The organism is Paenibacillus sp. J22P143 (assembly GCF_059692035.1).
In genome coordinates, this window is record NZ_JCAUAQ010000002.1 from 506,044 (window position 1) to 532,653 (window position 26,610).

Consider the following 26,610-nt stretch of genomic DNA (forward strand, 5'->3'; position numbering starts at 1 on the left):
TAGTTAACTTTCGAATTATCTAATTGGAGGTTTTCCAACACAATGAACAATCAACCGAGAGCTGAATACCCAAGACCGCAATTTGTGCGAGACAGCTGGATGAATTTGAATGGTGAGTGGCAGTTCGAATTCGATGATGCGTGTGTGGGGACGAAACAGAAGTGGCATAGGGGAGAGAAGGATTTCTCGGAGACGATTCAAGTGCCGTTTGCTTTTCAAAGTCAATTGAGTGGAATTGGTACCAACGAATTTCACGATGTCGTCTGGTATCGCCGCGAGCTGGAGATTCCACAGGCGTTTGAGAATAAGCGTATTCTGCTTCACTTTGGTGCGGTGGATTACCAAGCATCGGTTTGGGTGAATGGGACGCTTGTAGCAACGCACGAAGGTGGCCATACACCTTTCCATGCGGACATTACAGATGCACTTCAGGAAGCCAACAATCAGCTCGTTGTAAAGGCTGTAGATTTTAGCCAAGACGTTACTCTGCCTAGAGGAAAGCAGTATTGGAAAGCGGATTCCGCAAGTATTTTCTATACAAGAACGACGGGGATTTGGCAAACGGTGTGGATGGAGGCCGTTTCTGCGAACGCTTACTTAGATAAGGTGAAGATGACGCCGGATATCGATGCGAAGCAGATCGAAATTAGCTACGAAATCGCGGGTATCGATGCACATTCGGCGTCCAAGCATCAGCTGAAGGTTGATATTTCTTTTAAAGGCGAGCTAGTTTCCGAAGATGTATATGGCATTCGCAGCGGGACGGGCACGCGGAAGATCCGTCTCCATGATTTCAATGATCATGGACTTGGTGGTTGGTGGACGCCGGAGAATCCGAACCTCTATGATGTTACATTTACACTCCTGACGGATAACGAGGTTGAGGACGTCGTGTCGAGTTACTTCGGGATGCGCAAGGTATCGATCGAAGATGGCAAATTGTGCTTGAATAACCGTCCTTATTTTCTGAAAATGGTGCTGGACCAAGGCTATTTCCCGGATGGGAACTTGACGCCGCCGAGTGATGATGCGATTAAACAAGATATCGAGCTTACGAAGGCGATGGGCTTCAATGGGGCTCGCAAACATCAGAAACTGGAGGATCCAAGATTCTTATATTGGTGTGATGTGTTGGGGCTCGTTGTATGGAGCGAAGCGGCAAATGCCTATGAGTACACGGACAAATATGTGGGTCAATTCACGAAGGAATGGATCGCATCGATGGAGCGGGATTATAACCACCCGTCGATTATTGCTTGGGTACCGCTCAATGAAAGCTGGGGTGTCCCGAACATTCAAATCGATAAACGGCAGCAACAGCATGCTTTAACGATGTATCATTTGAGCAAATCGCTGGATCCTATGCGTCCTGTCATCTCCAATGATGGTTGGGAGATGGTGACAACGGACCTCTATGCGATTCATGACTATGAGTGGCGCGAAGAGGTGCTGGCTGAGCGTTACAGCTCGAAGGAAAAGGCGGTTCATGCAATGCCTGCGAATCGACGTATTTTTGTGGAAGGCTTCCCGTACCAAAATCAACCGATCCTAGTAACCGAATTCGGCGGAATTGCCTACAAGAAGAGTGAATGGGAGGGCTGGGGTTACTCCGGGGCAGATAATGATGAGGATTATGAGCAAAAGCTGCGCGCCGTCATTCGTCCACTCCTGAACTCTGGTGTTGTTCAAGGCTATTGCTATACGCAATTGACGGATGTCGAACAAGAGATCAATGGCTTACTGACCTACGATCGCAAGCCGAAAATTCCTGTGGAAATGATCAAAGCGATTAATGATCGTAATTAATAGCAAGCGTAGAAACGCCGTCTGCTCCCAGTGGAGTCGACGGCGTTTTTATTACCCTTTGACAGCGCCGATCATGACGCCTTTTACGAAATACTTTTGAACGAAAGGATAGAGGATGAGAATCGGGACAGAGGCAACCATGATGGTGGCATACTTGATCGTTTCCCCGAGCTGGAATTGATCGGCCGCATGGGGAAAAGAGGTATTTCATGTTCAATTATTCAAGGGTTTTGAAGCGTTGCTTGCCAAAGAAGAAATAAAATAGATAGGAAATGACAGAATATACGACTGCGGTAATGCAGAAGGCGTACGCATAGCCGAAATAACTGCCGTATCGGAAAACAAGGCCTGTACTAATCGGAGAGGCAATAAACCACCCTAGGTTAAAAACAGCTTCTCCCGAGCTTGACGCAAGACCGCGAAGCGAACGATGTACATAGCTCATTTTGATGGAATTGTAGAAAGGATTCGCCGCGTTCATCAGGGCTTGACGGAATAAATACCCGCCCGAAGATAAGTAGAAGTTAGCTGAAAAGGCAGTTAACAGCAGAAAGGGAATGGAGCTTAACTGCAAATACACAACAGATTTGACTTCACCATAGCGTTTAGCAATCATAGGCCCGATCAGGAAGGCTACGCCTGTCGCTGCTTGTCCCAAGGCTACGACGATCCCAATGGCGGATTTGGAAGCTTCAAAGCGATCCTCGAAATACACATTGAGATAAGGAACGATCATTCCGCCGCCGAGTGAAGACAGTAAACCAAGTAAACAGAAAATACCAATCACTTGGATTGACGTTTTATGTTCACGCCAAGTAAGCTTCCAGTTCAATGTTTCGCGTTGGGGTGCTGCTTCCTCCTGGTCACTCTTCTCGAATAAAGACATAGGAAGGACGCCAAGTGCTGCAATCGCCACACCAATTAATAACGTGTACCGCAAGCTATGTATCTCGTCAACACCAATTACGAATTGAAAGAAATCGCACAGCAAGCCACCTAGGGAAATGCCAATGACATTTGCAAGCATAACCAGCGCCATATTAAGGCTGAATAGATGCACCCTCTGCTGTGGAGAAGAGTTATTCGCCATGAAGGGCAGAATCGTGGCCGAAACTACGGCTAACGCCATGCCGCCTAGGAACGCAGAAATCATCATGCCTTCTTTGGCTTCGATGAGTGATCGTGCGGTGAGCGCGGCAATCGTGAAAATAAGGCCAAATGAGATGACGCGCTTCGGTCCCAAGCGATCATTCATGATTCCTGCTGGGATCAGAATGATGGCCGCGGCGAGCGCGGTCATGCCAACCAAGCTGCCGACCATCGTTTGATGGTACCCCAGACTTCTTACATAAAGGTTGTACACCAGACCAAACATGCTGATGCCTAAGTTCCAAACGAAATTAAACCAGAAAAACAGCTTAATATTTCGGCTATAACCACCGAGTTGCTGCTTCCATTCATGTAGTAGATTGGTCATGCGATATTCCTGCCTTTGTATTTTGTGTCTAAATTGCAATCGCTTTGTCTATTCTACCACTGGTAAATACTTTTGAACACGGGAAAGACTTGATATTCGATCCAATCTGTATAATAATAAGTAGTCTAATCTACGAAGCAGGGAGCACATAATTGAAATGTCTACAACAACGAGTATTGTAACGGAAGAACAGAAACCAGAAGTTGAACAGATTGAGATTTGGAAATGTAAAGGAACTGATTGTAAAGCTTGGGTTCGCAAAGAATTCGTAACAGAAGCATTACCAACATGCCCGCTTTGTAAAACGCAAATGGTACGCAGCTACAAGCATGTACCTGTAACTTCTAAAAAAGGAAACAAAAAGTTTCTTGTAGGAAAGAAACGCTTCTAATTCGAAATTATTGAAGTTATTTCTTCTTCTAATAATAGGTCAAGATCAAGAGCATCTTCAGCGAGGCGTGAAGAGTGATGCTCTTGATCTTTTTTTTTATGTAATATTAGATTTGAGTACAAAAATGTAAAAATACATCATTCCCACTAGTAGAGTCACGATTTATAAAAATTGATGCGAATATGCAACCTTTTCAATCAAATTTAACCTTTTTTAAGGCTTTCGATCAAAAAAGATGTATTTTTGCATTTATTCTTCGAGAAACGCCCCGTTTCGCTGAATAAAGATGTACTTTTTGCAATTTTGGATCCTCGGAGGGACAAGGCGTGAAGAGTGATGAAAAAGAGGAGACAAGCATAGCATGGTTATGAGGGGGAGATGCTGTGTTTGGACCTACTATTAATGTGAGTGATGATACCGAAGCCATATTGAAAGAGCTGCAAGAGAGAAAAGTGAAATGGGACAAACTTAAGAAAATGCAACCCATTCTTTCCATTCTTACGGGAGGCATCCTCCTTTTCGTCATCTTCTTATTGTATCGTCATGTGATCGTACGTTCAGGTGGTAATGCCCTGCTGATCTTGGAGCTATTGATAGCCAGTAAATTATTATGCGGCTTATTGCTTGCATGTATAACCTTGTTTCTCTACACCTCCAATCGTGCGGGAGAAACGGCAAAGGCGAAGAGTAAGTATGAGGCCTTGCGTATAGAAGTGATAGAGCGTTTCGATGCCTCTTGGCTCAAAGATGTGAAGTCAGAGTCTCGCGATCAAATTTCGCGCTTCCTATCTAAGGAATTTGATATTAATATTGTTTATAAGAGTTAAAGTATGCAAGGTAGAGGTGAGGAATTGGCAACTGGGATGAAATACGAGTGTAGTTACATCGATGACGTTCGTCATTGGAATTGGTCAGAGGCCCAAATTGGTTACTTGCGTGATGTGGTGACGGAGGAAGCTCCAAGGTTAGAAACTCGGTTTCGTGCCTGCTGGACGAAGATGCATTTACATATCCGATACGAGTGTAAAGATGATCATGTCGTAGCGACAATGACGGAGCGAGATGATCCTCTTTATGAGGAGGACGTCGTAGAGGTGTTCCTTGATCCATTCGGCGGAGGCACGACCTACTATGAGTTTGAAGTAAGTCCGCGCGGCGTCTTATTCGATGCGTTGATTCACAATACGTTGGATGGGAATAAAGAGGTGGATACCTCATGGATTGCGAAAGGATTTCAAGCTGAGGTCAAGCAAGGTACGGATGACGGATGGCTCATCTATGATGTGCGGATACCATTTGCGGATTTGGATGTTGCTGGCGCGCCACTGCCGGGAACGGTGTGGTATTGGAATGTCTTCCGGATCGATGATGATCGCGACGGCACCCGGCATTATTCAGCTTGGTCGCCTACGGGGAAGGTCAATTTTCATATTCCTCAGCAATTTGGGGAGCTTTTGTTTGTGAAAGAATGAGAAGAGGAACGAAGCAAAGCCGCAACATGAATAGGCTCGTTATCCGAGCCTAATCCAAAAACAGCCCACCTTAACAGATCAATCTGTGAAGGAAGGCTGTTTTCTATCTGTATTCATTTGCCAACGGATTAGATATCACTAAGCACATCGTATAGATGCTGCCAAGCCCAATCCAGCTCATCCTTCGTTATGATAAGTGGAGGCGCTAAGCGAATGATATGATCATGCGTTTCCTTACACAGCAAGCCTTTCTCTTTCAATGCTTCGCAGAAAGGGCGTGCGGCAACGGTCAGATCAATGCCGATAAACAAACCGCGGCCGCGAATCTCGTTGATCCGCGACGACTTGATTTCCTGAAGCCGCTTCAGGAAATAAGCCCCAAGCGCATCCGAACGCTCTGCGAGCTGTTCGGCTTCGAGCACCTCAAGAGCGGCGATCCCCACGGCGCAGCCGAGTGGATTCCCGCCGAATGTCGAGCCGTGAGAGCCTGGCTCGAACACCTCAAGAATCTCGCGATCTCCGGCCAATGCCGAGATCGGGAACACACCGCCGCCTAGGGCTTTGCCCAAGACATACAGGTTCGGCGTGACGCCTTCCCAGTCGCAGGCAAAGCGGCGGCCGGTGCGGCCGAATCCTGTCTGGATTTCGTCCGCAACGAACAATACCTGATTCGCCTCACACAGCTCATAACATTCTCGCAAGTAGCCCTCAGGTGGAATAACGATGCCAGCCTCGCCCTGAATGGGCTCCACCATAAATCCAGCCGTATTCGGCCCAATGGCCTCACGCAGCGCCGCTGCATCCCCATATGGAATGATGCGGAAGCCCGGCGTGAAAGGCCCGAAGCCTCGCTGATATTCCGGCGAGGAGGAGAACGATGTGATGGTCACGGTACGACCGTGGAAATTCCCCTCACAGACGATAATTTCTGCCTGATCTTCAGGAATTCCTTTTACATCGTAACCCCATCGACGAACAGCCTTGATAGCTGTTTCAACCGCTTCTGCGCCGGTATTCATCGGCAAGATCATTGGTTTTCCTGTATACTGCGCCAATTTCTCATAGAACAGTCCAAGCGTTTCGCTATGAAAGGCTCTCGAGGTCAAGGTGACCTTTCCTGCTTGTTTAACTAATGCTTTTATGATGTGTGGATGGCGATGCCCTTGATTCAGTGCGGAGTAAGCACTCAACATATCCATATATCGATGACCTTCGGGATTTTCAACCCAAACACCCTCAGCCTTGGAAATAACAAGCGGCAGTGGATGGTAATTACGAGCACCATATTTCTCTGTCAGTTCAATAAGATAGGAGCTTTGCGTAGTCATGTGAATTCCTCCCCTAAATTAGGTCATAGCATCTTCAGTTGTACTACATTGTATTCTAGTATTAGCGTACGATGTCTTCCTAAGTATATAATTGAAAAATAGGCGAAGCTATTCAAATTTTAGCCAACCTGTGCATATCCCTGACTTTTAAGCTAAAAATAACCACGATAGTGGACTTGATGCCGCGCCGGGTTCCATGTAAGTTAAGGGAATGAAAATGAAGTGATAAAGGATGGTTCCGATGACTTTTCGCATTGAGAAAGACTTTTTAGGTGAAAAGCAAGTCCCTTCTCATGCCTATTATGGCATTCAAACGATGAGAGCAATTGAGAATTTTCCCATTACGGGTGTCACCATTCATGTAGAGCTGATTACAGCACTAGCCGAAGTGAAGCGTGCTGCTGCACTAGCGAATATGGATACCCACATGCTGCCTAAGAAGATAGGTGAAGCTTTAGTCAAAGCAGCTGAAGAAGTGAGTGAGGGAAGGCTTGTGGAGGAATTTATCGTCGATTCCATTCAAGGCGGAGCAGGTACCTCCATCAATATGAATATGAACGAAGTGTTGGCTAATCGGGCCTTAGAGCTGCTAGGTGAGGAAAAGGGCAGTTACTTCCACTGCAACCCGAACAACCATGTGAATATGTCGCAATCGACGAATGACGTCATTCCTACAGCGATTAAAATAGCTGCCTACCGCTTGTCAGAGCAATTAATAGAAGCATTAAGCTCGTTACAAAGTGCGTTTGCACGGAAGGAAATTGAGTTTGATGATGTGATTAAAATGGGCCGAACGCACCTTCAAGATGCCGTGCCCATACGTATGGGGCAAGAATTTGGCGCTTACGCGCGCGTGTTGATGCGTGATATCAATCGAATCAAGCAGGCGATGCGGGGGCTTTTGATCGTGAATATGGGAGCAACTGCCGTAGGAACGGGGTTAAACGCGAAGCCTGAATACGTGGAACGTGTCATGTTTCATCTGAAAGGTGCAGCTGGGATTCCAGTCGAGATCTCGGAGCACCTCGTAGACGGAACTCAAAACATGGATGCCTACACGGAATTGTCTGCGTCCTTAAAAGTATGCGCCGTGAACCTATCGAAAATATGCAATGATATTCGGATGATGGCCTCTGGGCCTCGCGCAGGGTTAGGTGAGCTGAAGCTTCCTCCGAGACAGCCAGGGTCCTCGATTATGCCAGGAAAAGTAAATCCGGTGATGCCAGAAGTTGTGAATCAGGTGGCGTTCCAAGTCATTGGCAATGACCATACGATTTGTCTGGCCTGTGAAGCGGGTCAATTTGAGCTTAACGTTATGGGGCCTGTCTTAGCCTTTAATCTCTTGCAATCACTTAAAATATTGCGAAACGCAGCTGACGTATTTGAGCGCTTCGCGATTGAGGGCCTGGAGGCTGATCGTGAGCGCTGTAAGAATTACGTGGAGCAAAGCTTTGGCATCGTTACAGCCTTAAATCCTCATCTTGGCTACGAGGTTGCCGCACAGCTTGTCAAAGAGGCGGTTCGTACGGGACTCACATTGAAGGAACTCATCTTAGAACGAGGACTTCTCACACAGGAAGAGATTGAAGAAATTCTGAATCCGATTCAAATGACTACGCCAGGTATCGCAGGCGACAGATTGCTTCGACCAGCAGAATAAATGTTATGACAATACCCCCGTCTCCATAAGAAGCGGGGGTTATTTGTACGTTATTATAATATTTGCTCACCGAATAAAGAACTAATAAGGCTTACGGCCAATTGTGAGGTTTTATTGCTGTCATCCAGCAGCGGGTTTACCTCAACAAATTCGGCAGAAGTTACGATGCCGGCTTCATGCAGCATTTCAACAGCGAGATGAGCTTCGCGGAAATGAAGTCCGCCTTTGACGGCCGTCCCAGTTCCTGGCGCCTCAATGGGATCCACGGAATCCACATCATAACTGAGGTGAATGCCATCTGTTTTTATTTTAATATAATCAATGGCTTCCTCCATCACATGTGCCATGCCTTTACGATCAATATCGTACATGGTAAAGCATTTGATACCTAGTGATCGAATTAGCTTCTTCTCACCCTCATCTAGTGAGCGAGCCCCGATGAGTACGATATTTTCCGGCTTCACTTTAGGATTAATTCCATGTAAATCAGTTAATAAGGGGTGCCCGATACCCAAGCTGACCGCAAGCGACATCCCGTGTATATTGCCTGAAGGGCTTGTATCCGGTGTATTTAGATCTGAATGGGCATCAATCCAGATGACTCCCAGGTTCGAATAATGCGCGGATAATCCTGCAATGGTGCCAATCGCTATGCTATGATCGCCACCGATAATGAGTGGGAAATGACCTTGGCCGACAACCTGAGATACCTGCTCGGCAAGCTGGGTGTTAATCGCGATAACCTCAGCGAAGTAATTGAGATTGTGTGAATCCACTTGCGCATCTAAGTGAGTTGCTGTGTCGTTCACAAGATGAAGATCAGCAACATGATCAACGGTATAAGCTAATTGCTGCAGCTCGTGAAGTAATCCTGCTTCCATAATAGTCTTAGGTCCATGGCTTGCACCTCGGCGACCTGCCCCAAGATCAAAGTTGACACTGATTGCAGCGATGTTCGGTTTGATACTCATCGGATCAACTCCTTTTGATTGGATGACTAGACAAATAAATCCTCGGGCCAACGCTCCTTTGACTAACATTCCCAATCTACATGTAACCATCCTTCTACATGATATGAAGCTATATTTTCTTTGTTCGCTCGTGAAATCCTTTTCGTGATAAACAAAAAGAGCTCGGATTGTAGATAACTACAATTCCAAGCCCTTTAACCATTAAAATGCCCAATTGCCTTTGCGGAAAATGGGTTCAATTGTGCCGTCTGCGTGTTCGCCGTCAATATCCATGTCAGCGGAGCCGATCATAAAGTCGACGTGAATGAGGCTGTCATTCAATCCAGCTTCCAGCTGCTCCTCTTTGGTCATCTTCGTGCCGCCTTCAATACAAGTAGGGAAGGCTCTGCCGAGGGCCAAATGGTTTGAAGCATTTTCATCATAGAGTGTGTTGAAAAAGATTAGATTCGTGTTCGAAATGGGGGACACATGCGGCACAAGCGCGATTTCGCCCAAGAAGTGCGCACCTTCATCCATTTCGATCATGGCTTGCAACGATTCAAAGCCTTGTTTCGCAGTATAGTGCGTGACGCGGCCTTGCTCGAAGCTGATCGAGAAGTTATCGATCAAGCTTCCTTGATAGCTGAGCGGCTTTGTACTTCGGACCGTTCCATGCGTTCCTATGCGATTAGGGGAAATGAACACTTCCTCTGTCGGGATGTTCGGGTTAAAATCGAAGCCACCCGTTTCGTTCGTCGCAGAACCGCCGCGCCAAATGTGCTGTGGTGGAAGTTCTACGGTAAGCTCAGTGCCAGGAGCGCGGTAATGAATTTTATGAAATTGCTTCGCATTCAATTGTTCCCGTTTGCTGCGGAGAGTGGCGTTGTGATCGTGCCACGTTTGCACCGGATCTTCTTGATCTACGCGAGTAGCTTCGAAGATCGCAGCCCATAAGGCACTTACTGCTGCCTGATCTTCGAGATCAGGGAATACCTTCTGTGCCCAAGCGAGCGAAGGTGCAGCGATGATGGACCATGTCATTTTGTAGGAGGACATATATTCTCGCCATTTGACCAGCTTAGGACCAGCGGCTTTGCCATTCGCAGCAATACGAGCGGGATCCACGTCCTTGAGCAGCTCTGGATTATCAGCATCAATCCATAAATAAGCGCCATTGTTTTCAGCTAATTCCGTTAGCGCTTGCGCACGCCAAGTTGGATACTCGTTGAACGATTCATCAGGTGCGTGTGTATAGCGGATTTGCGTGCAGATTTCATCCACCCATTCAATATGTACATGCTTGGCGCCGGCTTCATACGCTTTGCGGGAGATGAGTCGCACGAATTCGGGGTGCCCAATTGGCGCATTAATCCAAAGCGATTGACCGGACTGAATGTTGAGGGCTACTCGTACCGTCAGCTCCGCATATTTCTCGAGATTTTGTTCAAACGTCATTAGAAAAATCCTCCTTTTTACTCCGTCTTGTTTGAAGTTTATCGCTCTGCTCGCCGACTGTCAAATAAATTTTACCGTTTGGAAAATTGCTCAATTCTGGTTGTCATTGCATGGAATTTTGACATTTGTTTACACTAGTGGCAGGAGGTGAGTTGCGTTCATGCGCTATGAATGGCTATTGGGCCTACTGCTGCTAGCTCAGCCCAAAGAAGTACCTTTTCAACTATCTGAAAATCCAGATGGTCATCAGTGGATGGCCCAGATTCAGCGAGAGCCTTACACGATACAACTTCTCGATGTGCCGATGGTTGATACTCAGAAATTAGACAAGCTTGCGGAGCGAATTGATAAGTCGATTTACCGCAAACCGGTCAACGCCACGATTCATGACAACGGGGCCATTGTCAAAGAGATCGCAGGTGCTAGGCTGAATCGTCGTGCATTTATCGATCAGTTTTATGGACAGTTCTATGCAGAAGGACCCATGAAAGTGGCGTTGCCGCTTCAAATTTTGTATCCCAAAGTAGACAGCGAGCTGCTTGCCAGCATACGAGTCCGTCCTATCGGCTATTATGTTACCTATTTTAATTCGCGCAATAGTCACCGTGTTAATAATCTCAAATTAGCTGCACAGGCCATTAACAACTATGTTGTGCAACCGAATGAGACGTTTTCCTTTAATAAAGTTGTTGGTGTTCGAACCCCGAACAGGGGGTATATGTCAGCTAAGGTTATTGTGAGGGGGGAATTCTCGGAGGGGATAGGCGGTGGGATTTGTCAAATATCCTCAACGCTTTTTAATGCGGTAGACCGCGCAGGTCTTACGATTATTGAGAGATACTCCCACAGTAGGTCGGTGCCGTATGTGCCGCATGGAAGAGATGCGACCGTCAATTGGGGTGGGCCGGATTTTAGCTTTAGAAACGATTATAATCAGCCTGTCTTAATTCGAGCACACACATTGCCTGGACGAGTCCAAATCAGTATATCATCTTCTGACCTCATCAATTTCAAAGCACGACATGTGCCAGGTGCTACTGAAGCGATTCCAGAAGAAGTAGAAACGAATTCGAATGTAGGAAAAATGCTTCCTTAACTCCTTAGAGCCTATTTGGATGTCAAGATATGCATATTTTATGAAATAAAAGCACGAAATCGCAAGATTTCTGAGCTGATTTTTTGCTAAAATAGGGGGCAGATCATTCAGCTTAAGAAGGGTGGAAGTGCTTTATGAAAACATTTTTAGATGAGAATTTCTTACTTACGAATGAAACCGCCGTACATCTTTTTCATGAATATGCCAAAGAATTGCCGATTATTGACTATCACTGTCATTTAAGTCCTAAAGAAATTTATGAAAATAAGCAGTTCAACAACATAACGGAAGCTTGGTTGTATGGTGACCATTACAAATGGCGGATGATGCGTGCCAATGGTGTAGATGAGTCTAAGGTTACTGGTGAAGCTAGTGATTATGATCGCTTTGTAGCTTGGGCCGCGACGCTTCCGATGGCGATTGGGAATCCGTTGTACCACTGGTCCCACATGGAGCTTCAAACGTATTTCGGTGTGTACGATATTATTAATGAGGCGAATGCACCCGCGATTTGGGAAAAAGTGAATGCGAAGCTGGCTGCAGGTGGATCACGCGCTAGAGACCTGATTACCAACTCCAAAGTAACGGTCATTTGTACGACAGACGATCCTGTGGATTCCTTGGAATATCATATCCAGATTAAACACATTGAAGGCTTTGACACGCAAGTGCTGCCATCCTACCGTCCGGATAAGGCGCTCGAAATCAATCGTGCGACGTTCCTTCCTTGGATCGCACAACTTGAAAAAGCGGTTGGCACGCCAATTCGCACCTATGATGACTTGCTAGCAGGTCTAGAAAGCCGCGCTGTCTTCTTCGACTCTGTAGGGTGTAAGGTATCTGACCACGCGCTTGATTATGTACCTTACGCAGTAGCGACCAAAGAAGAAGTCGATGCGATCTTCGCGGCAGGACTTGCTGGGCAGCATGTTACCTTAGAAGATGAAAAGAAATACAAAGCGTTCACGCTATTATTCTTAGGCGGCATCTACAAGAAGCTGGATTGGGCGATGCAGTACCACATTAACGCTTCAAGAAACAACAATGGACATGCTTTCGCTACGCTAGGTCCAGATACAGGTTTTGACTCCATCGGAGACAGCCCAGTGGCTGGTGCGTTAACAGGATTGTTGTCCTCCTTGGCTGTGGCAGGCTCGTTGCCGAGAACGATTCTCTACTCCTTGAATGCGCGGGATAATGAAATTCTAGCTTCCTTGATGGGCAGCTTCCAAGGCGAAGGCATCGCTGGTAAAATCCAACTTGGCGCCGCATGGTGGTTCAATGATACACGGGATGGCATGGTATCCCAAATGAAATCGCTAGGCAATTTCGGATTGCTTGGCCGTTTTGTAGGGATGCTAACGGACTCGCGCAGCTTCTTGTCTTACACGCGTCATGAGTACTTCCGCCGCATTCTATGTAATATGTTCGGTGAGTGGGTCGAAGCGGGCGAGTTCCCGAATGACGAGCAGCTGTTGAAGCAATTGGTTCAAGGTATTTCCTATAACAATGCGAAACAATATTTCGGATTTTAAATAAAAACCTTCGTGCGAGCGTTAGCTTGCACGAAGGTTTTTTTCATGAATCATAATCAATTATTTCGTATATGTTTCCGTTAAGAAACCTCTAGGAAACCTTATCTTGTTATGGATGAAATAATTATCTTTTATGATAGAGCAATATCATCGAAGAATACATATTTAAATCCGATTTTTCTATAAGGCTATAAGAAGAGGGGCATAGCATGGTCAAGACAATTGTCACCAAAGGTAAAACAGTAGAGCATGCGGTTCATCATGCACTTGGACTGTTAAAAGCTAATGAAAATGAAGTAGACATAGAGATATTAGAGTACGAGACAAAAGGCATTTTCGGGATCGGCGCCAAGCCGGCTGTAGTTCGAATACGTGCTGAAAAACAAGAACAAGGAATCCAAAAGGAGGGGCGGATTTTTGTCAAAGATGGACCCAATAAATATCCATTGGTTTCGCCTGCAAAAGATATCAACCTGTATATGAACGATAAAGCTGTTGAAAAAACGGAAGTAGTTACCGAAAAAGATATTCTTATCGTTGATTTAAAGGATGAGGTTCACGAAGCTATCTGGGAATTAAACATATCCGACAACAACATGCAGGCCGTTATGAAGATCATCGCTCCGGCCTATCGAATTATAAGACGTTTAAAGGATTGTTCCCCAACTTCCCTAGTGGTACTGGAAGTGAAGGAAAGTAAACTGCCTATAATGATTCAGACCGGTCTGATTGTAGAAAAGCTCAATGCAATGGGCATTATCCATGGTATCAATTATTCGGAAATTGCAAATGCTTGTGTTAGTGAAGTAGCGGGGTCGTTTGTCATAGCTCAAGGGACTCTGCCAAAGCAAGGAGCACATGGGTATTTTCGGCCCGTCCAGGAAATTGATATTAAAAAACAATTGAAAGTAAGGCCGGACGGGACTGTGGATTATCGAGAAATCCGGCAGTTTCCTTCGGTGGAGCCAGGAGAATTGATCGGTGAAATTATTCCGCCGGTAGCTGGGCTTCCAGGGAGAACGGTTACCAACGAAACTATATTTTCTTCCGAAGTTTACCCGCTTGTAATCAAAGAAGGTATGGGAGTTATCCTAGTCGAGGAGGGGACAAAGATCCTTGCGACCCATGCTGGACATCCTAAATTGAAATATCAGGGGCAACTCGTATCTATATCGGTCTTGCCAACACTTCAGATTAACCAAGATGTTGATCTGAAGTCGGGGAATGTTCACTATGATGGGAATGTTGAAATTCAAAAGCGAGCTTCGTACATAACAGTCACTTATGTTCTAGCGGAGATATATCTCTAACAGGTTCAGGTTGTTATAACTCCAAGATTCATGCCAGCGGGAACATTCATATAGCTGGTTTTGTGCGCGGCGGCGAAGTTTATGCCGGTGAAAGTATGATTGTCGGTGAAGCAGGCGCTGTAGGCGGAGGGTTCACGAAGTTAAGTGTTTCGAAAAATGGAACGATAAAAATGAAACATGCTCTGGAAGATACAATCATTCAGATTGGCAGCAAAGCTTACAGATTTAATCATCCTAAATCCCATGTATTTGCAAGACTCGATGAAAAGGGAGAACTCATACTTACTTGCAAGACCATTGGAATTAACGATTTTATATCAGGAAGAATAACTTAGAAAAAGGAAGGGGGGTGAAATTATTCGATGAATGATCTTTTGGTTTCTAAACATTATTCGGATATTGAACTAACAAACTCGCTTAATGAATTGGAAGATATTAAATTTGCTTTGGATGTATCCTCAATCGTAGCAGTTACCGATCATCGAGGAATCATTACTTATATCAACGATAAATTTTGTGAGATCTCCAAATACAGAAAAGAAGAGTTAATTGGTAAAACCCATCGAATCATCAATTCGAATTATCACCCACCTGAATTTTTTAAGGATATGTGGAAAACAATTTCATCGGGACAAGTATGGACAGGTGAAGTGAAGAATAAAGCAAAGGATGGATCCTTCTATTGGGTAAAAACATTTATTGTTCCATTCTTAGATGGAACAAAACCATACCAATATATTGCGATCCGTACTGATATTACCGAACAAAAAAATATGGAAGAAACGATTCAACATCTTGCCTATTATGATACGTTGACTGGATTGCCCAACCGCTGGAGCATCCAAGAAACACTTAAGAACGCAATTAGAGTCGCAAAGCACAATAATCAGGAATTCTCTGTTTTTTTTATTGATCTGGACAGGTTTAAATTCATCAATGATTCATTAGGGCATGACAAAGGGGACCTTCTCCTGAAACAAGTTGCTCAAAGATTAAGTAAATGTGTAGGAGTAGCAGATATTGTTTCAAGGCAAAGCGGTGATGAGTTTATTATTTATTTCCCGGGGTTAAGCAAAGATCGATCTTCTAAGGTAGCGGAAACGATCATCGATCATTTATCTAGATCCTATATGTTAGGCAATAACGAATCGACGATTACACTCAGTATTGGTATAAGCTCATATCCAATGGATGGAGACAATATAGAGGGACTATTGAAACATGCAGATGTGGCCATGTATAAAGCCAAAGAGGAAGGCAGAAATACATATAAATGGTTTTCTGCTGAAATACAAGACGAATTTATTCAAAAGGTAAATATTGAAACTGGACTGCGGAAAGCGCTTGAGAATAATGAATTTGAGCTGCACTATCAACCACAGTTTAATATGCTTACCGGAAAAGTGATCGGATTTGAAGCTTTATTACGTTGGAACCATTCCAAAATGGGAAGTGTTTCTCCTGTTTCATTTATATCTGTAGCGGAAGAAATAGGAGAAATTGTTCCGATTGGTAAATGGGTCTTGGAAGAAGCATGCAGGCAAAATAAAGCATGGCAAGATGCCGGTCTCAAGACTTCAAAAGTATCCGTAAATATTTCTGCCAGACAGTTTCAGAGTCCAAGCTTCATTGATGATATCAAGGCTATTTTGGAAAAAACAGATTTTAATGCCAACTGTTTAGAGTTGGAAATCACTGAGAGCATTGCGATTCAGGATATACAAAGCACATATGAAAAACTGAATACATTGAACAATTTAGGGATTAATATCGCGATGGATGATTTCGGCACAGGCTTCTCATCGCTAAGTTACTTGACTCAATTTCCGTTAAATACGATTAAGATTGACCGCTCATTCATCAATGGAATCACGAAATCCAAAGAAAACTTAGCTGTTGTAAAAGCGATTATTACTATGGCCAAAATTTTGGATGTTAGTGTAATTGCCGAGGGGGTAGAAACGGAAGAGCAATTAGACTTGCTGCGCAAACAAGAATGTTACGATGTACAAGGATACTATTATAGCCACCCTTTGCCGGCGAAGGATTTAGAGAGTCTGCTACAACAAAAGGGTTAAGTGAACGAGAATAAGGAAGAATAATGGATGTATCACCTTGGTGGTACATCCATTTTTATGGAATTAAAAAAGTTTACAATTATTGCTTCTCAAAAGAACTAAACTGGAGGTTATCTATGATAAATCATGATTGGGCTCGGTCATTACATATATTGTTGGCGGAAGCTAATAAGATTAATCAGATTGTTATTATTGAGAAGCTAAAAGCAAAGGGGATTTCAGTGACTTTAGCTAACAACGGTAAAGAAGTTTTAGAACAATTACCGCTAAAGAACTGGGATCTGCTTTTACTGGACATTTATATGCCTGAGCTCGATGGGATCGAGACAACTAAAATAATTAGAGCTAATCCTATGTATGTTAAGCTTCCAATCATTGCATTGACTGCTGGAGACAGTAAACAAAGTCATGAAATGTTTAATCATGTAGGCATGAATGATGTATTAATGATGCCACTCGACATGGAAGATTTTTTTCGGAAAATAAAGCAGCATGTCAAACCGGTAACCACGAATTCAGATTTAGATGGAATTCAAATAGAAGGAATCAATGTGGAAGCATTATTATCAAGTATCAACGGAAAACACACGATTCTTATTCATATTTTGAGAACTTTTCGCCAAGAATATTTAGACTTTATGATCAAAATGAAGGAAATGCTATTGCAGTTACAAACAAAGAAGGCACAAGAAATGCTGCATGCCTTTAGAGGGGCAGCTTCATCTCTTCATGCTTTAAAGTTATATGAAGCAGCAAGCGAATTAGAAGCCGTATTAAAGAACGATGAAGATTATTCCCCAAGTATTGAAAAGCTCGAAAAGGAATTACAGACGATCCTTCACTCGCTGCGTAACCTTTAGTAGAAAGGAGTCAACTTAATGAAAATAATGCTGTTCGAAGATGAAAGAGTGCTGGGTGATATGCTTGCCATGTATTTGAACGATGAAGGATACGTTGTTAAAAGAGCCGAAAGTGGTATCAAAGGGCTTGCTGATTTTGCGGAATTCAATCCTGATATTGTCATCGTTGATTTTTTATTGCCAGATATCAATGGGATTGAAGTTTGTAAAAAGATACGCAAACATTCGTCTTTACCAATTATTATGATATCCATGATAACAGAAGTTTCTAACCGAATAGATGCCTTAATGTCAGGGGCGGACGATTATATGTGTAAACCTTTTAGCATGAAAGAACTAACAGCCCGATTGGTTGCTCTGATACGAAGATCTAATCATCGCTTGGATCAGATAGAAAATGAAAAAGGAGAAGAGCCCAATCAAGAACTACTAATTGATACGGAGTTCCGCGTCGTCGAAGTTGGTGGGAATCGGATCGATTGTACGTATTCAGAATTCGAAGTCTTAAAGTATTTAAGTAATTCACCAGGCCGAGTGTTTACGAGAGAAGAACTGCTAATTTATTTACGAGGCAATGACACGCAGGTTAATGAGCGTGCCGTTGATGTTATTATTACGAAATTAAGAAATAAAATTGAGAAAGACCCCAAGAAACCGAGTTTCATAAAGACTGTTTGGGGATTTGGCTACAAATTTGAAAGATGAATCAGGAGGTCACATAGGGGATGATATTATGAACGACCATGATTACGATACTAACCATTCGACAACGCTCTTTAACCGTAGTTCAACAGAACTCCAGCGGAGAGCTTTTTTCATCATATCTGCACTTCTTATTATAGTGGCCAGTATTACGTTTCCTTTTGGCCGAATGATACTTCCGGCTATTCCTTCTTTTTTGTCTACAATGTATTCGACGGTCTTTTGTTTCGATCTCATTACCGCGTTTATCCTATTCAATCAATTTCGCATCAACTACAGACTTTCTGTATTAATGCTGTCTGCGGCTTACTTATATGCTTCACTCATCATGATTCCGGGTATACTTTCATTTCCCGGTGTTATCTCTGAACAAAGTTTGTTGCATTCAAATTCGCAAACGTCCGCTTGGATTTATACATTTTGGAATGGTGGGTTTGCGCTGCTTATTTGCGTTTATTTGTTCATTCACTCCCGTAAAGATACGAAATTAAGCCGTCGACAAGCTAGGTTATATTTGACGTTGGTCGTTCTAACTGTCCTGCTGGCAGTCATCACATTAACAATACTATCCATATTCTTCAGCGATATAATGCCTTCATTATTCGCAAATAATCATAGAACCAAGTTTAATAATTTCACTGTCGCTCCAGTTAATCTGATGTTGAATTTTGTTGCTTTCTCGGGAGTCATATTTATTCTTCGCGGTAAAAATGTTGCGAGCCTGTTTCTGTCTCTCTCTGTACTGTCTTCGTTCCTTAATGTGTTTCTAAACACAATCTCCGGTGGACGCTTTAGTTTGGCCTGGTATATGGCCTTAGGAAGCAGTTTCATGAGCTCCAACATTTTGCTGATTTTTCTAATTTATGAAATCAATCAATTGTATTTAGTAGTGAGGCAATGGATGGTAGAGCTTGCAGCAGCCAAGAGAACTGCCGAATCTGCCAGCCTTACCAAGAGCGCATTTTTAGCCAATATGAGCCATGAAATTCGGACCCCGATCAACGCAATCTTGGGACTAAACTATTTACTCCAGCAAACGAGCTTGACTGAGTTACAAGTGGATTATGTGAGTAAATCAAATATGTCAGCCAAAGGCCTGTTGAATCTGGTAAACGATATTTTGGATTTTTCCAAAATCGAAGCTGGCAAAGTCGTTTTGGAGCAAATCGATTTTGACTTGTATGAGGTTATGAACGATATCTCCAGTATGATTAACTTGATGGCATACGAGAAAGGGTTAAAGCTTCATTTCTCCATCGACCATCGCATTCCACAAATGCTCAAGGGAGATCCATATCGGCTAAAGCAAATTTTGCTCAATCTGACGAACAACGCGGTGAAATTTACGAATGAGGGAGAGGTTTCAATATCTGCAGCCCTTCAATTACAAGACGAGATTGGGTATTGCCTATTATTTAGTGTAGAGGATACGGGCATTGGCATGACGAACGAGCAGATGAGCTCACTATTCCAAGAATTCACCCAACTTGATATGTCAACGACTCGAAAATATGGGGGCACTGGACTTGGGCTGGCCATTAGCGATAATCTTGTGGAGCTCATGGGCGGCAAAATGGAGGTTAACAGTCGTGTCGGCGTTGGAAGTTGTTTTGCATTTACCGCGCGTTTCAATCTTAGTCTGGTGTCACTAAGTGAGCATAAAAATTTGAAGCTCAGGCGCGTGCTGCTCATTTGTGATAATACGGAGATGCAGCAGGTTCTAAGGAAGCAACTCGAGCAACTCCAATTCACGATATCCATAGCCGATTCCCCGCAAGAAGCGATCCACCAAATTGCTCGGAATGGACAATGCGATCTCATCATGATCGATTGGAATCTGCAGAACTCGGATGTCATCCATTTGGCTGAGTCGATCCAAAGTGAATCTACAACGAAAATGTCGCAGGTCATTGTGTTGATTAGCGCTCAACATGATTTCGAGTTTCACGAAAAAGCGCGATCGGAAGCCGTAAAAAAAGTGATACTGTATCCGATTAGTCAATCTCAGCTTTTAAACGAAGTGATCACTTTACTTGAGCCGAACGTAGAAAGCCAAATACTTCTATCAGGCACGCAGCCCAAGCAAGAAGAAATGAATACATTGCTGCGGAACACGTCCATACTGCTCGTTGAAGATAACAAAATTAACCAACTGGTAGCTAAGGAAGTGTTAATAGGAATGGGAATGAAGGTCGAGGTTGCGGACAATGGAGAGGAGGCGCTCAAACGGATTGAAAAGGGACGCTTCGATGCTATTATCATGGATTTACATATGCCAGTCATGGATGGCCTCGAGACAACAAAACATATTCGAAAGCACGATGAATTTAAGGATATTCCGATTCTTGCGATGACAGCGGATGTAGTGGAAGGCGTGAAAGAGAAGGTGCGGGAAGCAGGCATGAACGGCTATCTTTCAAAACCTTTTGACCCGGTTCAGCTATACAATGTGTTGCAAAGCTATTTGAAAGCTTCTCGTACGAAAGATGTTCTTGTGGACGATTCTACTAAGGCAGCAGCGAAATTGGTTCCGTTAACGGGCCTGCATGTAAAAGAAGCTTTGCATCAGTTAGAACAAAATATTGGATTGTATCGGCAATTACTGCAAATGTTTGCTGCGGACCATTGCCAGGACGCAGAGCATATTCGTCGAGCTATAGAATTGGGTGATATGGCACAGGCTGTTTTGTTGACCCATATACTAAGGGGGGTTGCTTTGCATATTGGTGCTTTGGAACTATTAGAATCGGCCGCGAATTTGCAGCATGAGCTTGAGGAGCTTGAGAGTGGTAAAAAAGATCTTGAGCAATCACTTCTTCTATTGTCGAAAGTAAAAGAGGAACTAGCTGTCGTTTTGGAATCAATCTCTAATTTCCTAGTGCAATGTGGCAGGGAAAGGCATCCGAATTAGATCGGATGCCTTATTCTCTTAAATAGATAAGAAATACATAAGCAACAGAAAAGAAATGATTCCCTAATGTTATCGCAATATGTATTGATTAACATTATCCATAGGGTGTCCTAATCCTAGAAGTGAAGATCACTATTAAAAATAACGATTCAAGAATTGAAATAGAATAAGGCAAAATTCTCGAAAGGGAATGACGCAAAGCCATGGGTCTAAAATCCTTATAGATAGGGATCATGATTGCCAGGTTGCAGCCTATATCACCGGTGATAGTTCCGGTGGATAATTCGTGCAACCATTTGGTTCGCGGTTATTTTGCCCTAGCGAGTATGTGAAATAAGGCATATATAGGAGGTTTATAATATGTTTAAATTTTTAAACTCAAAAATGATATGGTGGATATTAATAGCAGTGATAATCCCTATTCCTGGACTTTCAATCTATTTTTTCCAATCAAGAGAACATATATATTTTTTTATGTGGAGTGTCCTGTTATTTCCATCATTTATTTTAATAACACACTATCCATTTTGGAAAACGTATTGGTTTACAATTTTATCTTTTTTAATATATATAAATCTTTAGTGATGTATTATTTTGATCTACCCACAAATAGCGCATCCATATTTTCTTCGATAATTAATGTTTCTATTTTCAGTTTAGTTACACATTACAAACTTCACAATGTGAAACTAGTTAAAGAATTAAATGAATTATCTTTTACAGATCCTTTAACGGGTTTATATAATAGAAGATATTTTAATGAATTTCTTGAAAATCGAATATCATCATGGAAAAGAAGTAACTTTCATCTCGGATTCATTGCTTTTGATATTGATAACTTTAAGCGCATTAATGATAACTACGGTCATCCTGTTGGAGATGAAATATTAAAAAATATCAGTAGTTTAATAAGCTCAAGAATTAGAAAAGAAGATGTATTTGTTAGAATGGGAGGAGAAGAGTTCATTATAGTTGTATGTAATGAAACCAAAGAAAGCCTCTTACTTATAGCTGAAAAATTAAGAAGTTTGATTGAAACAGGTGTATTCGTAAGTGAAGAAAATAAGAAAGGTGTTACGATCAGTATTGGAGTAGCTATGTACAATAATGAACCAATTGATGAAATATTAGAAAAAGCAGATAAAGCTTTATATCTTTCTAAAACAACTGGAAAAAACAAAATTACATTTTATTAAACTCGTATTTAAGAGATTTTTTTGTTGAAAAAAGAAGGGAAGAGTATACTTCATGTATGACTACATCCAGAAAATACGCCTACAAGTTGCGATTAAAGTCTTGTGTTCGTAAGGAATTTACTTTTTTGATTAAGATTATTATTGCTCTCTTCGTAGTCTTTTTATGTAATGATCTTTTTGCTACTGTTCGTCCATTTGAATCATTCGGTAATGATTTAACACTATCAGAATCGAATGCAATAGATTTTCTTCCACACAGTTTCCTTTACTATTTGGAAGGGGCATTATTTTCAGGGTGTTTGTTTGTGTGGATTTCTACTCGTGTTAGCAAAAAGGTTGTACTTGATCTCGTGTTTATTTATATGTCGATACTATTTTCTATTCTTTTATTCGCTGTTGGGATTATTGATGTTATTTTAGAGAAAATGTATGAGATGAACATTTCCCTTTATCATATAGAAATTCTTTTTCCTGTGATAGGAATTGCGGCCATTTTGACATATGTACTCTATTCTTCTTTGCACATTGTGGTGTTATACCGAAAAAAGCTTTTATATCATACCTGATTGCTTATTCTATCTATGTATTTTGGGATATCACGACAGTGATAAATTTTCTTATAAAGGATTTTTGGATTCCTTTGACGTTATTAAATTATTTCCATGTGTTGGCATTTAGTGTTTTCCTTTTGGCAGTTGTTGAGCAGATTGCTAGCTCAGATGCAGAAGAAGGTTTATATTTAGCTGAACCCAAACCAGTCCATCATTATGAGGCGTATTTTGCTGGATCCTTGTGAAGGCAGGGGCACGACTGATGAAGGCCACTGCAATTGAGGAACAACGAACTGAATTAGAAAAAGCGTTACAGCCGATGGGCTGTAACGCATGTATATAAATATACTCTTATACATTGTGTTTTAAATGTTATGTATAATTATTATGGCAATAAATAAATCACTACAAGTTAAGGTTTATCTTCCTGTACTTTTGTCGTTGCTTTTCCATTAGCTACCAACCAAGGTTCGACTACGGTCTTATGATAATGCTTAATTGCAATCTCAATAGCCTGTGTCATATTAAATTCAAGCCCAAATAACTGTTCGGAATGATAGTAGACGATCTGTTCAATCTTATTTCTAAGTTCTGGTGTAGCCTTGAAGGTCATAGTTGGGCTAATACCTTTTGTCTTTAAGTCTTTCTTAGTTTCTTGATTGGATGTCATACCTGTTACCAACTCCATTCATAAGTTAACTCTAGTATAACACCCGTGTAACCACATCGCAATGAATATATAAATTAATACACTGTATTTTGTAGGGGGGAGAAAGGCTACAGAAACCTTTCCCCTCAGATTTACGAAGTAGGGTCGTAGCCTTACAAAAATAATTAAAATCGTTTAAACCCACTTGCTACGGATAATTTCCCAGTCGGTTTCGCCTCCTAAACACTTGATATATCACATAGTTTCTATAACTTTCCCGTACCGCCGCTCTCTACCACTTGACTGTGAACACGTCTGATACAGTACTCGATAACTTTCGTCGGCTGGACTCCGAAATTCTCTTGACCAAAAGCGTCCCCAATCTCTTGTAACATTTGATTGACTTCATCTGGTGCAGTGAAACAGGTTTCTCCACCATTCGTACCAATAGAATCCACTTTGACAAATACCACCTTTCGACCTTTAAGAGTATCCTTAGAGTACCATTATAGAATAACCAATTTGCCTGAATACAAATACCTAAAAAATAAAGAACAGAAGTCCATTTTTGTATGAATCATATAATGATAATGAATGGACTCCTGCATGTAGCGTGGGTGTCTTTTTTGTCGTTGTCACAAACTGGTCGGTGTATTTACATCTGAAATCGAAATGGAATAAGCTAGTTATTTAAATACATCACAATACAGTGTATTATGAATACATCGAGTGAGAGCGACTAACAGATATAAGGGGGAATAAAAATGGCCTTATATGTAAATGAACCAGTGGTAATCAATCAATCAGATTCGGCGTATTACGCAGAGGTTGGTACAGTTATTTCAACTGATGGCAATGGAAACGCAGATGTTAATGTTATCTATCTCGGAAACAACATCAAGGTTACTCTTCCAGTAGCCAAGCTAGTTGAATTACCAAACGGTAATGTAGCAACAAACAATGATGCAAAAAATATATTCATCAATGCAATTCAATCGGGTGCAAAAGATGGTTGGACAAGATTTGGTGTACTTCCATCAATAACCATTGCACAGTCGATGCTTGAAAGCTATTGGGGACAAAGTAGTTTGGTCAATAACGCAAATAACCTGTTTGGAATCAAACAAGGTGTCAACTGGACAGGTAATACTGTCACAGTAAATGCAGATGAATTTGACGGAACGAACTGGTATAAAGAAATATCTAATTTCCGTATGTATCCAACATGGAAGGATTCGATTGTAGACCATGGTGTTTTCTTAACGGCAAAGCGTTATAGCAACATCATCAATAACGGTGATTATAAATCGGTAGCAAACAACCTGTACTCCGATGGGTACAGCACAGACCCAGTATATGCACAAAAGTTAATCTCACTGATTGAACAGTATGATTTAACTAGATTTGACCCAGTGCATGTTACGCCGCCTAATCCGCCTACGCCGATGCCTGAAGATCCTAGTCCACTAGATAACCCACAGAATGTTATCAATGCGACACAGCCTAGAATAACAGGCTTAGATATTCAGAATGCACAAACAAACAAAGCAATCAGCATAAGTGCTTCTACAGCCAATACAACAGCCTACAGAATGTCTGCCAAATATACTTTCAATGGCGTTGATACATGGTTGCCGACACAATACACAAAAGATTATGTGACATCTTTAACACCAACAAAAGCAGGAACATATACAATCACCGTATATTCCAGAAACTTGCCAGAATCTGACCCTAAATCTACTGCAATCAGTACAACAAAAACAATTACAGTACAGCCAAGTGTAGTTACTATTAAATCAGTCTTGAATATGAGGGATTACAATGGCAACATTATTGGACAAGTTCAAGCAGGGAGCTCATGGAAAATCATTGATATGACTAGCAAAGCAGGATGGTGCAGAATCGGTAATAATGCGTATGTATCAGCATCGCCAACTAATGTTACCTTTGACACTTCTTTTGTACCAACACCTGTAAAACCTGTTGTAACTCCACCTGTAACACCTGCTATAACTACGTCTTTCGAAGATCAGGTTGCTAGCCTTGTAAACGCAGAACGTGCCAAAGCAGGACTAAAGCCAGTAACATTCCGTTCAGACCTATCTGTTGTTGCAGAGGATAAGGCTATAGACATGAGTCAGAACAATTACTTTGACCACACTTCACCGTCATACGGTACTCCATTTAGTATGATGACCAACTACGGGATTAAGTATTCCTATGCAGGTGAGAACATTGCTAAGGGACAACCTACTCCACAGGAAGTTATGACAGCTTGGATGAACAGTGCAGGACACAAGGCAAACATTCTTAGCCCTAATTTCACAGGTATTGGAATTGGATACTACCAAGGAGCTTGGGTACAAATGTTTGTAGGTTAAGGTATACTAAAAATACTTCTTAGAGGGATGGATAATGAAAAAACTACTAACAATCTTAGCACTCATAATGTCAATTACCTTTGCCTCAAACACCTTTGTACGGCCGGCCGAAGCCGCGGATGCCAGAAAAGTTCAAGCTGTGTCCTATGCCAATGTTCGTTCTGAAGCATCAACTTCTGCTCCAGTTATTGGTCAATTGAAACCTAACCAGACAGTTGCATATCTTGGTGGTGACAAGTATTGGTCAACGATTACGTACAACGGTAAGACAGCATACGTCTCGGCCAGTCCCAATTACACAAAAATCATCGGTACTGCTCCAAAGATCACAGCAGATAATATCATTTCATTTGGTAAGCAATGGATGGGAGTTCCTTATGCGTTCTCCAACACGAAGATCGTTGACGGTAAGCTAATTCAAGCGGATTGCTCTGGTTATACTAGATTCGTGTACGGCCACTTTGGAATCCAGTTGTCAGGCAGTTCTAAGACTCAAGCTACGGACGGGAAACCAGTGTCCCGTAATCTACTACAAGCAGGAGACTTGATCTTTTCAGACACGAACAACGACGGTGTCGTGAACCATGTCTCGATCTACATGGGGAATGACCAGTTGCTTCACACGTATAAAGTTGGTATTGGTGTTACAATTACGAAGTTCAGTGGATCCATCTATGATCGCACATTTGTTAACGCAAGACGAGTTCTTTAAAGTAGAGTCCCACACTTAACAAGGCCAGTTTACGGACAGTTGAAAAAGACCCCTATGCTGTCAAAAGGTGACTTCTGAATTGATCAT

The 26,610-nt window shown here is 42.4% G+C and carries 24 protein-coding genes, 1 pseudogene and 1 riboswitch; of the genes and pseudogenes, 18 read left to right on the plus strand and 7 right to left on the minus strand.

What is annotated here, in order from left to right:
• Nucleotides 1–42 precede the first annotated feature (42 nt).
• Entirely contained in the window at nt 43–1,806 is a 1,764-nt protein-coding gene (locus AC58PQ_RS05910) for a glycoside hydrolase family 2 protein (protein WP_497241031.1), read from the plus strand.
• 51 nt (nt 1,807–1,857) lie between these two features.
• Here the strand turns inward: AC58PQ_RS05910 and AC58PQ_RS05915 are convergent.
• Nucleotides 1,858–1,992: pseudogene (locus AC58PQ_RS05915) on the minus strand (carbohydrate ABC transporter permease); the annotation flags it as partial.
• Nucleotides 1,993–2,023: 31 nt separating this feature from the next.
• Nucleotides 2,024–3,283: an MFS transporter gene (locus AC58PQ_RS05920; RefSeq protein WP_497241032.1), complete on the minus strand. Its 1,260-nt coding sequence runs from the start codon at nt 3,281–3,283 to the stop codon at nt 2,024–2,026.
• Between the two features lie 157 nt (nt 3,284–3,440).
• Between AC58PQ_RS05920 and AC58PQ_RS05925 the strand changes: the two genes are divergently transcribed.
• From AC58PQ_RS05925 to AC58PQ_RS05935, 3 genes are all read left to right on the plus strand, one after another.
• Nucleotides 3,441–3,674, plus strand: a complete 234-nt coding sequence (locus AC58PQ_RS05925) for a cold-inducible protein YdjO-related protein (protein WP_477589539.1) — start codon at nt 3,441–3,443, stop codon at nt 3,672–3,674.
• A gap of 383 nt (nt 3,675–4,057) precedes the next feature.
• Complete coding sequence (locus tag AC58PQ_RS05930; protein WP_497241033.1) at nt 4,058–4,501, plus strand: DUF2663 family protein; 444 nt, start codon at nt 4,058–4,060, stop codon at nt 4,499–4,501.
• 3 nt (nt 4,502–4,504) lie between these two features.
• Nucleotides 4,505–5,146, plus strand: a complete 642-nt coding sequence (locus tag AC58PQ_RS05935) for a carbohydrate-binding family 9-like protein (protein WP_497241034.1) — start codon at nt 4,505–4,507, stop codon at nt 5,144–5,146.
• 128 nt (nt 5,147–5,274) lie between these two features.
• On the opposite strand, the gene AC58PQ_RS05940 is transcribed toward AC58PQ_RS05935, so the two are convergent.
• A complete protein-coding gene (locus AC58PQ_RS05940; RefSeq protein WP_497241035.1) occupies nt 5,275–6,474 on the minus strand; it encodes an ornithine--oxo-acid transaminase in 1,200 nt (399 codons plus the stop codon).
• Nucleotides 6,475–6,706: 232 nt separating this feature from the next.
• Here AC58PQ_RS05940 and AC58PQ_RS05945 point away from each other — a divergent pair, with 232 nt between their 5' ends.
• The gene (locus tag AC58PQ_RS05945; RefSeq protein WP_497241036.1) at nt 6,707–8,134 is read left to right on the plus strand and encodes an aspartate ammonia-lyase; all 1,428 of its coding nucleotides are present in this window, start codon (nt 6,707–6,709) and stop codon (nt 8,132–8,134) included.
• Between the two features lie 53 nt (nt 8,135–8,187).
• Here AC58PQ_RS05945 and rocF read toward each other — a convergent pair whose 3' ends face one another.
• Both rocF and AC58PQ_RS05955 read right to left on the minus strand, forming a co-directional pair.
• Complete coding sequence (gene rocF / locus AC58PQ_RS05950; protein WP_497241037.1) at nt 8,188–9,105, minus strand: arginase; 918 nt, start codon at nt 9,103–9,105, stop codon at nt 8,188–8,190.
• A 201-nt stretch (nt 9,106–9,306) separates the two neighbouring features.
• Nucleotides 9,307–10,539: an aminopeptidase gene (locus AC58PQ_RS05955; protein WP_497241038.1), complete on the minus strand. Its 1,233-nt coding sequence runs from the start codon at nt 10,537–10,539 to the stop codon at nt 9,307–9,309.
• A gap of 160 nt (nt 10,540–10,699) precedes the next feature.
• Here AC58PQ_RS05955 and AC58PQ_RS05960 point away from each other — a divergent pair, with 160 nt between their 5' ends.
• The 11 genes from AC58PQ_RS05960 to AC58PQ_RS06010 all read left to right on the plus strand — a co-directional run bounded on the left by AC58PQ_RS05960 (nt 10,700) and on the right by AC58PQ_RS06010 (nt 23,023).
• On the plus strand, nt 10,700–11,635 hold the full coding sequence (locus tag AC58PQ_RS05960; RefSeq protein WP_497241039.1) for a VanW family protein: 936 nt from the start codon (nt 10,700–10,702) through the stop codon (nt 11,633–11,635).
• A gap of 134 nt (nt 11,636–11,769) precedes the next feature.
• Entirely contained in the window at nt 11,770–13,170 is a 1,401-nt protein-coding gene (gene uxaC, locus AC58PQ_RS05965) for a glucuronate isomerase (RefSeq protein ID WP_497241040.1), read from the plus strand.
• Between the two features lie 209 nt (nt 13,171–13,379).
• Nucleotides 13,380–14,480, plus strand: a complete 1,101-nt coding sequence (locus AC58PQ_RS05970) for a flagellar assembly protein A (RefSeq protein ID WP_497241041.1) — start codon at nt 13,380–13,382, stop codon at nt 14,478–14,480.
• 62 nt (nt 14,481–14,542) lie between these two features.
• On the plus strand, nt 14,543–14,815 hold the full coding sequence (locus tag AC58PQ_RS05975; protein ID WP_497241042.1) for a hypothetical protein: 273 nt from the start codon (nt 14,543–14,545) through the stop codon (nt 14,813–14,815).
• A 27-nt stretch (nt 14,816–14,842) separates the two neighbouring features.
• Nucleotides 14,843–16,558: a sensor domain-containing protein gene (locus AC58PQ_RS05980; RefSeq protein WP_497241043.1), complete on the plus strand. Its 1,716-nt coding sequence runs from the start codon at nt 14,843–14,845 to the stop codon at nt 16,556–16,558.
• A 116-nt stretch (nt 16,559–16,674) separates the two neighbouring features.
• Complete coding sequence (locus AC58PQ_RS05985) at nt 16,675–17,418, plus strand: Hpt domain-containing response regulator (RefSeq protein WP_497241044.1); 744 nt, start codon at nt 16,675–16,677, stop codon at nt 17,416–17,418.
• A gap of 18 nt (nt 17,419–17,436) precedes the next feature.
• Entirely contained in the window at nt 17,437–18,123 is a 687-nt protein-coding gene (locus AC58PQ_RS05990) for a response regulator transcription factor (RefSeq protein WP_497241045.1), read from the plus strand.
• A 28-nt stretch (nt 18,124–18,151) separates the two neighbouring features.
• Entirely contained in the window at nt 18,152–21,031 is a 2,880-nt protein-coding gene (locus tag AC58PQ_RS05995) for an MASE4 domain-containing protein (protein ID WP_497241046.1), read from the plus strand.
• A gap of 160 nt (nt 21,032–21,191) precedes the next feature.
• Nucleotides 21,192–21,284: riboswitch (cyclic di-GMP riboswitch) on the plus strand.
• Between the two features lie 430 nt (nt 21,285–21,714).
• A complete protein-coding gene (locus AC58PQ_RS06000) occupies nt 21,715–22,227 on the plus strand; it encodes a GGDEF domain-containing protein (protein ID WP_497241047.1) in 513 nt (170 codons plus the stop codon).
• Nucleotides 22,228–22,352: 125 nt separating this feature from the next.
• Nucleotides 22,353–22,793, plus strand: a complete 441-nt coding sequence (locus AC58PQ_RS06005; protein WP_497241048.1) for a hypothetical protein — start codon at nt 22,353–22,355, stop codon at nt 22,791–22,793.
• A 38-nt stretch (nt 22,794–22,831) separates the two neighbouring features.
• Complete coding sequence (locus tag AC58PQ_RS06010) at nt 22,832–23,023, plus strand: hypothetical protein (protein ID WP_497241049.1); 192 nt, start codon at nt 22,832–22,834, stop codon at nt 23,021–23,023.
• Nucleotides 23,024–23,190: 167 nt separating this feature from the next.
• On the opposite strand, the gene AC58PQ_RS06015 is transcribed toward AC58PQ_RS06010, so the two are convergent.
• The gene (locus AC58PQ_RS06015) at nt 23,191–23,448 is read right to left on the minus strand and encodes a hypothetical protein (RefSeq protein WP_497241050.1); all 258 of its coding nucleotides are present in this window, start codon (nt 23,446–23,448) and stop codon (nt 23,191–23,193) included.
• A 245-nt stretch (nt 23,449–23,693) separates the two neighbouring features.
• A complete protein-coding gene (locus tag AC58PQ_RS06020) occupies nt 23,694–23,885 on the minus strand; it encodes a hypothetical protein (protein ID WP_497241051.1) in 192 nt (63 codons plus the stop codon).
• Nucleotides 23,886–24,191: 306 nt separating this feature from the next.
• Here AC58PQ_RS06020 and AC58PQ_RS06025 point away from each other — a divergent pair, with 306 nt between their 5' ends.
• Nucleotides 24,192–25,811 carry a glucosaminidase domain-containing protein gene (locus AC58PQ_RS06025; protein WP_497241052.1) on the plus strand — a complete coding sequence of 540 codons (1,620 nt, stop codon included), beginning with the start codon at nt 24,192–24,194 and terminating at the stop codon, nt 25,809–25,811.
• Nucleotides 25,812–25,845: 34 nt separating this feature from the next.
• Complete coding sequence (locus AC58PQ_RS06030) at nt 25,846–26,523, plus strand: C40 family peptidase (RefSeq protein WP_497241053.1); 678 nt, start codon at nt 25,846–25,848, stop codon at nt 26,521–26,523.
• Nucleotides 26,524–26,610 lie beyond the last annotated feature (87 nt).

Excerpts from the sequence above, each read along its gene's own strand:
- AC58PQ_RS05910 (WP_497241031.1), top strand. The coding sequence starts at position 43 with ATGAACAATCAACCGAGAGCTGAATACCCAAGACCGCAATTTGTGCGA.
- AC58PQ_RS05920 (WP_497241032.1), bottom strand. The coding sequence starts at position 3,283 with ATGACCAATCTACTACATGAATGGAAGCAGCAACTCGGTGGTTATAGC.
- AC58PQ_RS05925 (WP_477589539.1), top strand. The coding sequence starts at position 3,441 with ATGTCTACAACAACGAGTATTGTAACGGAAGAACAGAAACCAGAAGTT.
- AC58PQ_RS05935 (WP_497241034.1), top strand. The coding sequence starts at position 4,505 with ATGCAAGGTAGAGGTGAGGAATTGGCAACTGGGATGAAATACGAGTGT.
- AC58PQ_RS05940 (WP_497241035.1), bottom strand. The coding sequence starts at position 6,474 with ATGACTACGCAAAGCTCCTATCTTATTGAACTGACAGAGAAATATGGT.
- AC58PQ_RS05945 (WP_497241036.1), top strand. The coding sequence starts at position 6,707 with ATGGTTCCGATGACTTTTCGCATTGAGAAAGACTTTTTAGGTGAAAAG.
- rocF (WP_497241037.1), bottom strand. The coding sequence starts at position 9,105 with ATGAGTATCAAACCGAACATCGCTGCAATCAGTGTCAACTTTGATCTT.
- AC58PQ_RS05955 (WP_497241038.1), bottom strand. The coding sequence starts at position 10,539 with ATGACGTTTGAACAAAATCTCGAGAAATATGCGGAGCTGACGGTACGA.
- AC58PQ_RS05960 (WP_497241039.1), top strand. The coding sequence starts at position 10,700 with ATGCGCTATGAATGGCTATTGGGCCTACTGCTGCTAGCTCAGCCCAAA.
- uxaC (WP_497241040.1), top strand. The coding sequence starts at position 11,770 with ATGAAAACATTTTTAGATGAGAATTTCTTACTTACGAATGAAACCGCC.
- AC58PQ_RS05970 (WP_497241041.1), top strand. The coding sequence starts at position 13,380 with ATGGTCAAGACAATTGTCACCAAAGGTAAAACAGTAGAGCATGCGGTT.
- AC58PQ_RS05980 (WP_497241043.1), top strand. The coding sequence starts at position 14,843 with ATGAATGATCTTTTGGTTTCTAAACATTATTCGGATATTGAACTAACA.
- AC58PQ_RS05985 (WP_497241044.1), top strand. The coding sequence starts at position 16,675 with ATGATAAATCATGATTGGGCTCGGTCATTACATATATTGTTGGCGGAA.
- AC58PQ_RS05990 (WP_497241045.1), top strand. The coding sequence starts at position 17,437 with ATGAAAATAATGCTGTTCGAAGATGAAAGAGTGCTGGGTGATATGCTT.
- AC58PQ_RS05995 (WP_497241046.1), top strand. The coding sequence starts at position 18,152 with ATGAACGACCATGATTACGATACTAACCATTCGACAACGCTCTTTAAC.
- AC58PQ_RS06015 (WP_497241050.1), bottom strand. The coding sequence starts at position 23,448 with ATGACATCCAATCAAGAAACTAAGAAAGACTTAAAGACAAAAGGTATT.
- AC58PQ_RS06025 (WP_497241052.1), top strand. The coding sequence starts at position 24,192 with ATGGCCTTATATGTAAATGAACCAGTGGTAATCAATCAATCAGATTCG.
- AC58PQ_RS06030 (WP_497241053.1), top strand. The coding sequence starts at position 25,846 with ATGAAAAAACTACTAACAATCTTAGCACTCATAATGTCAATTACCTTT.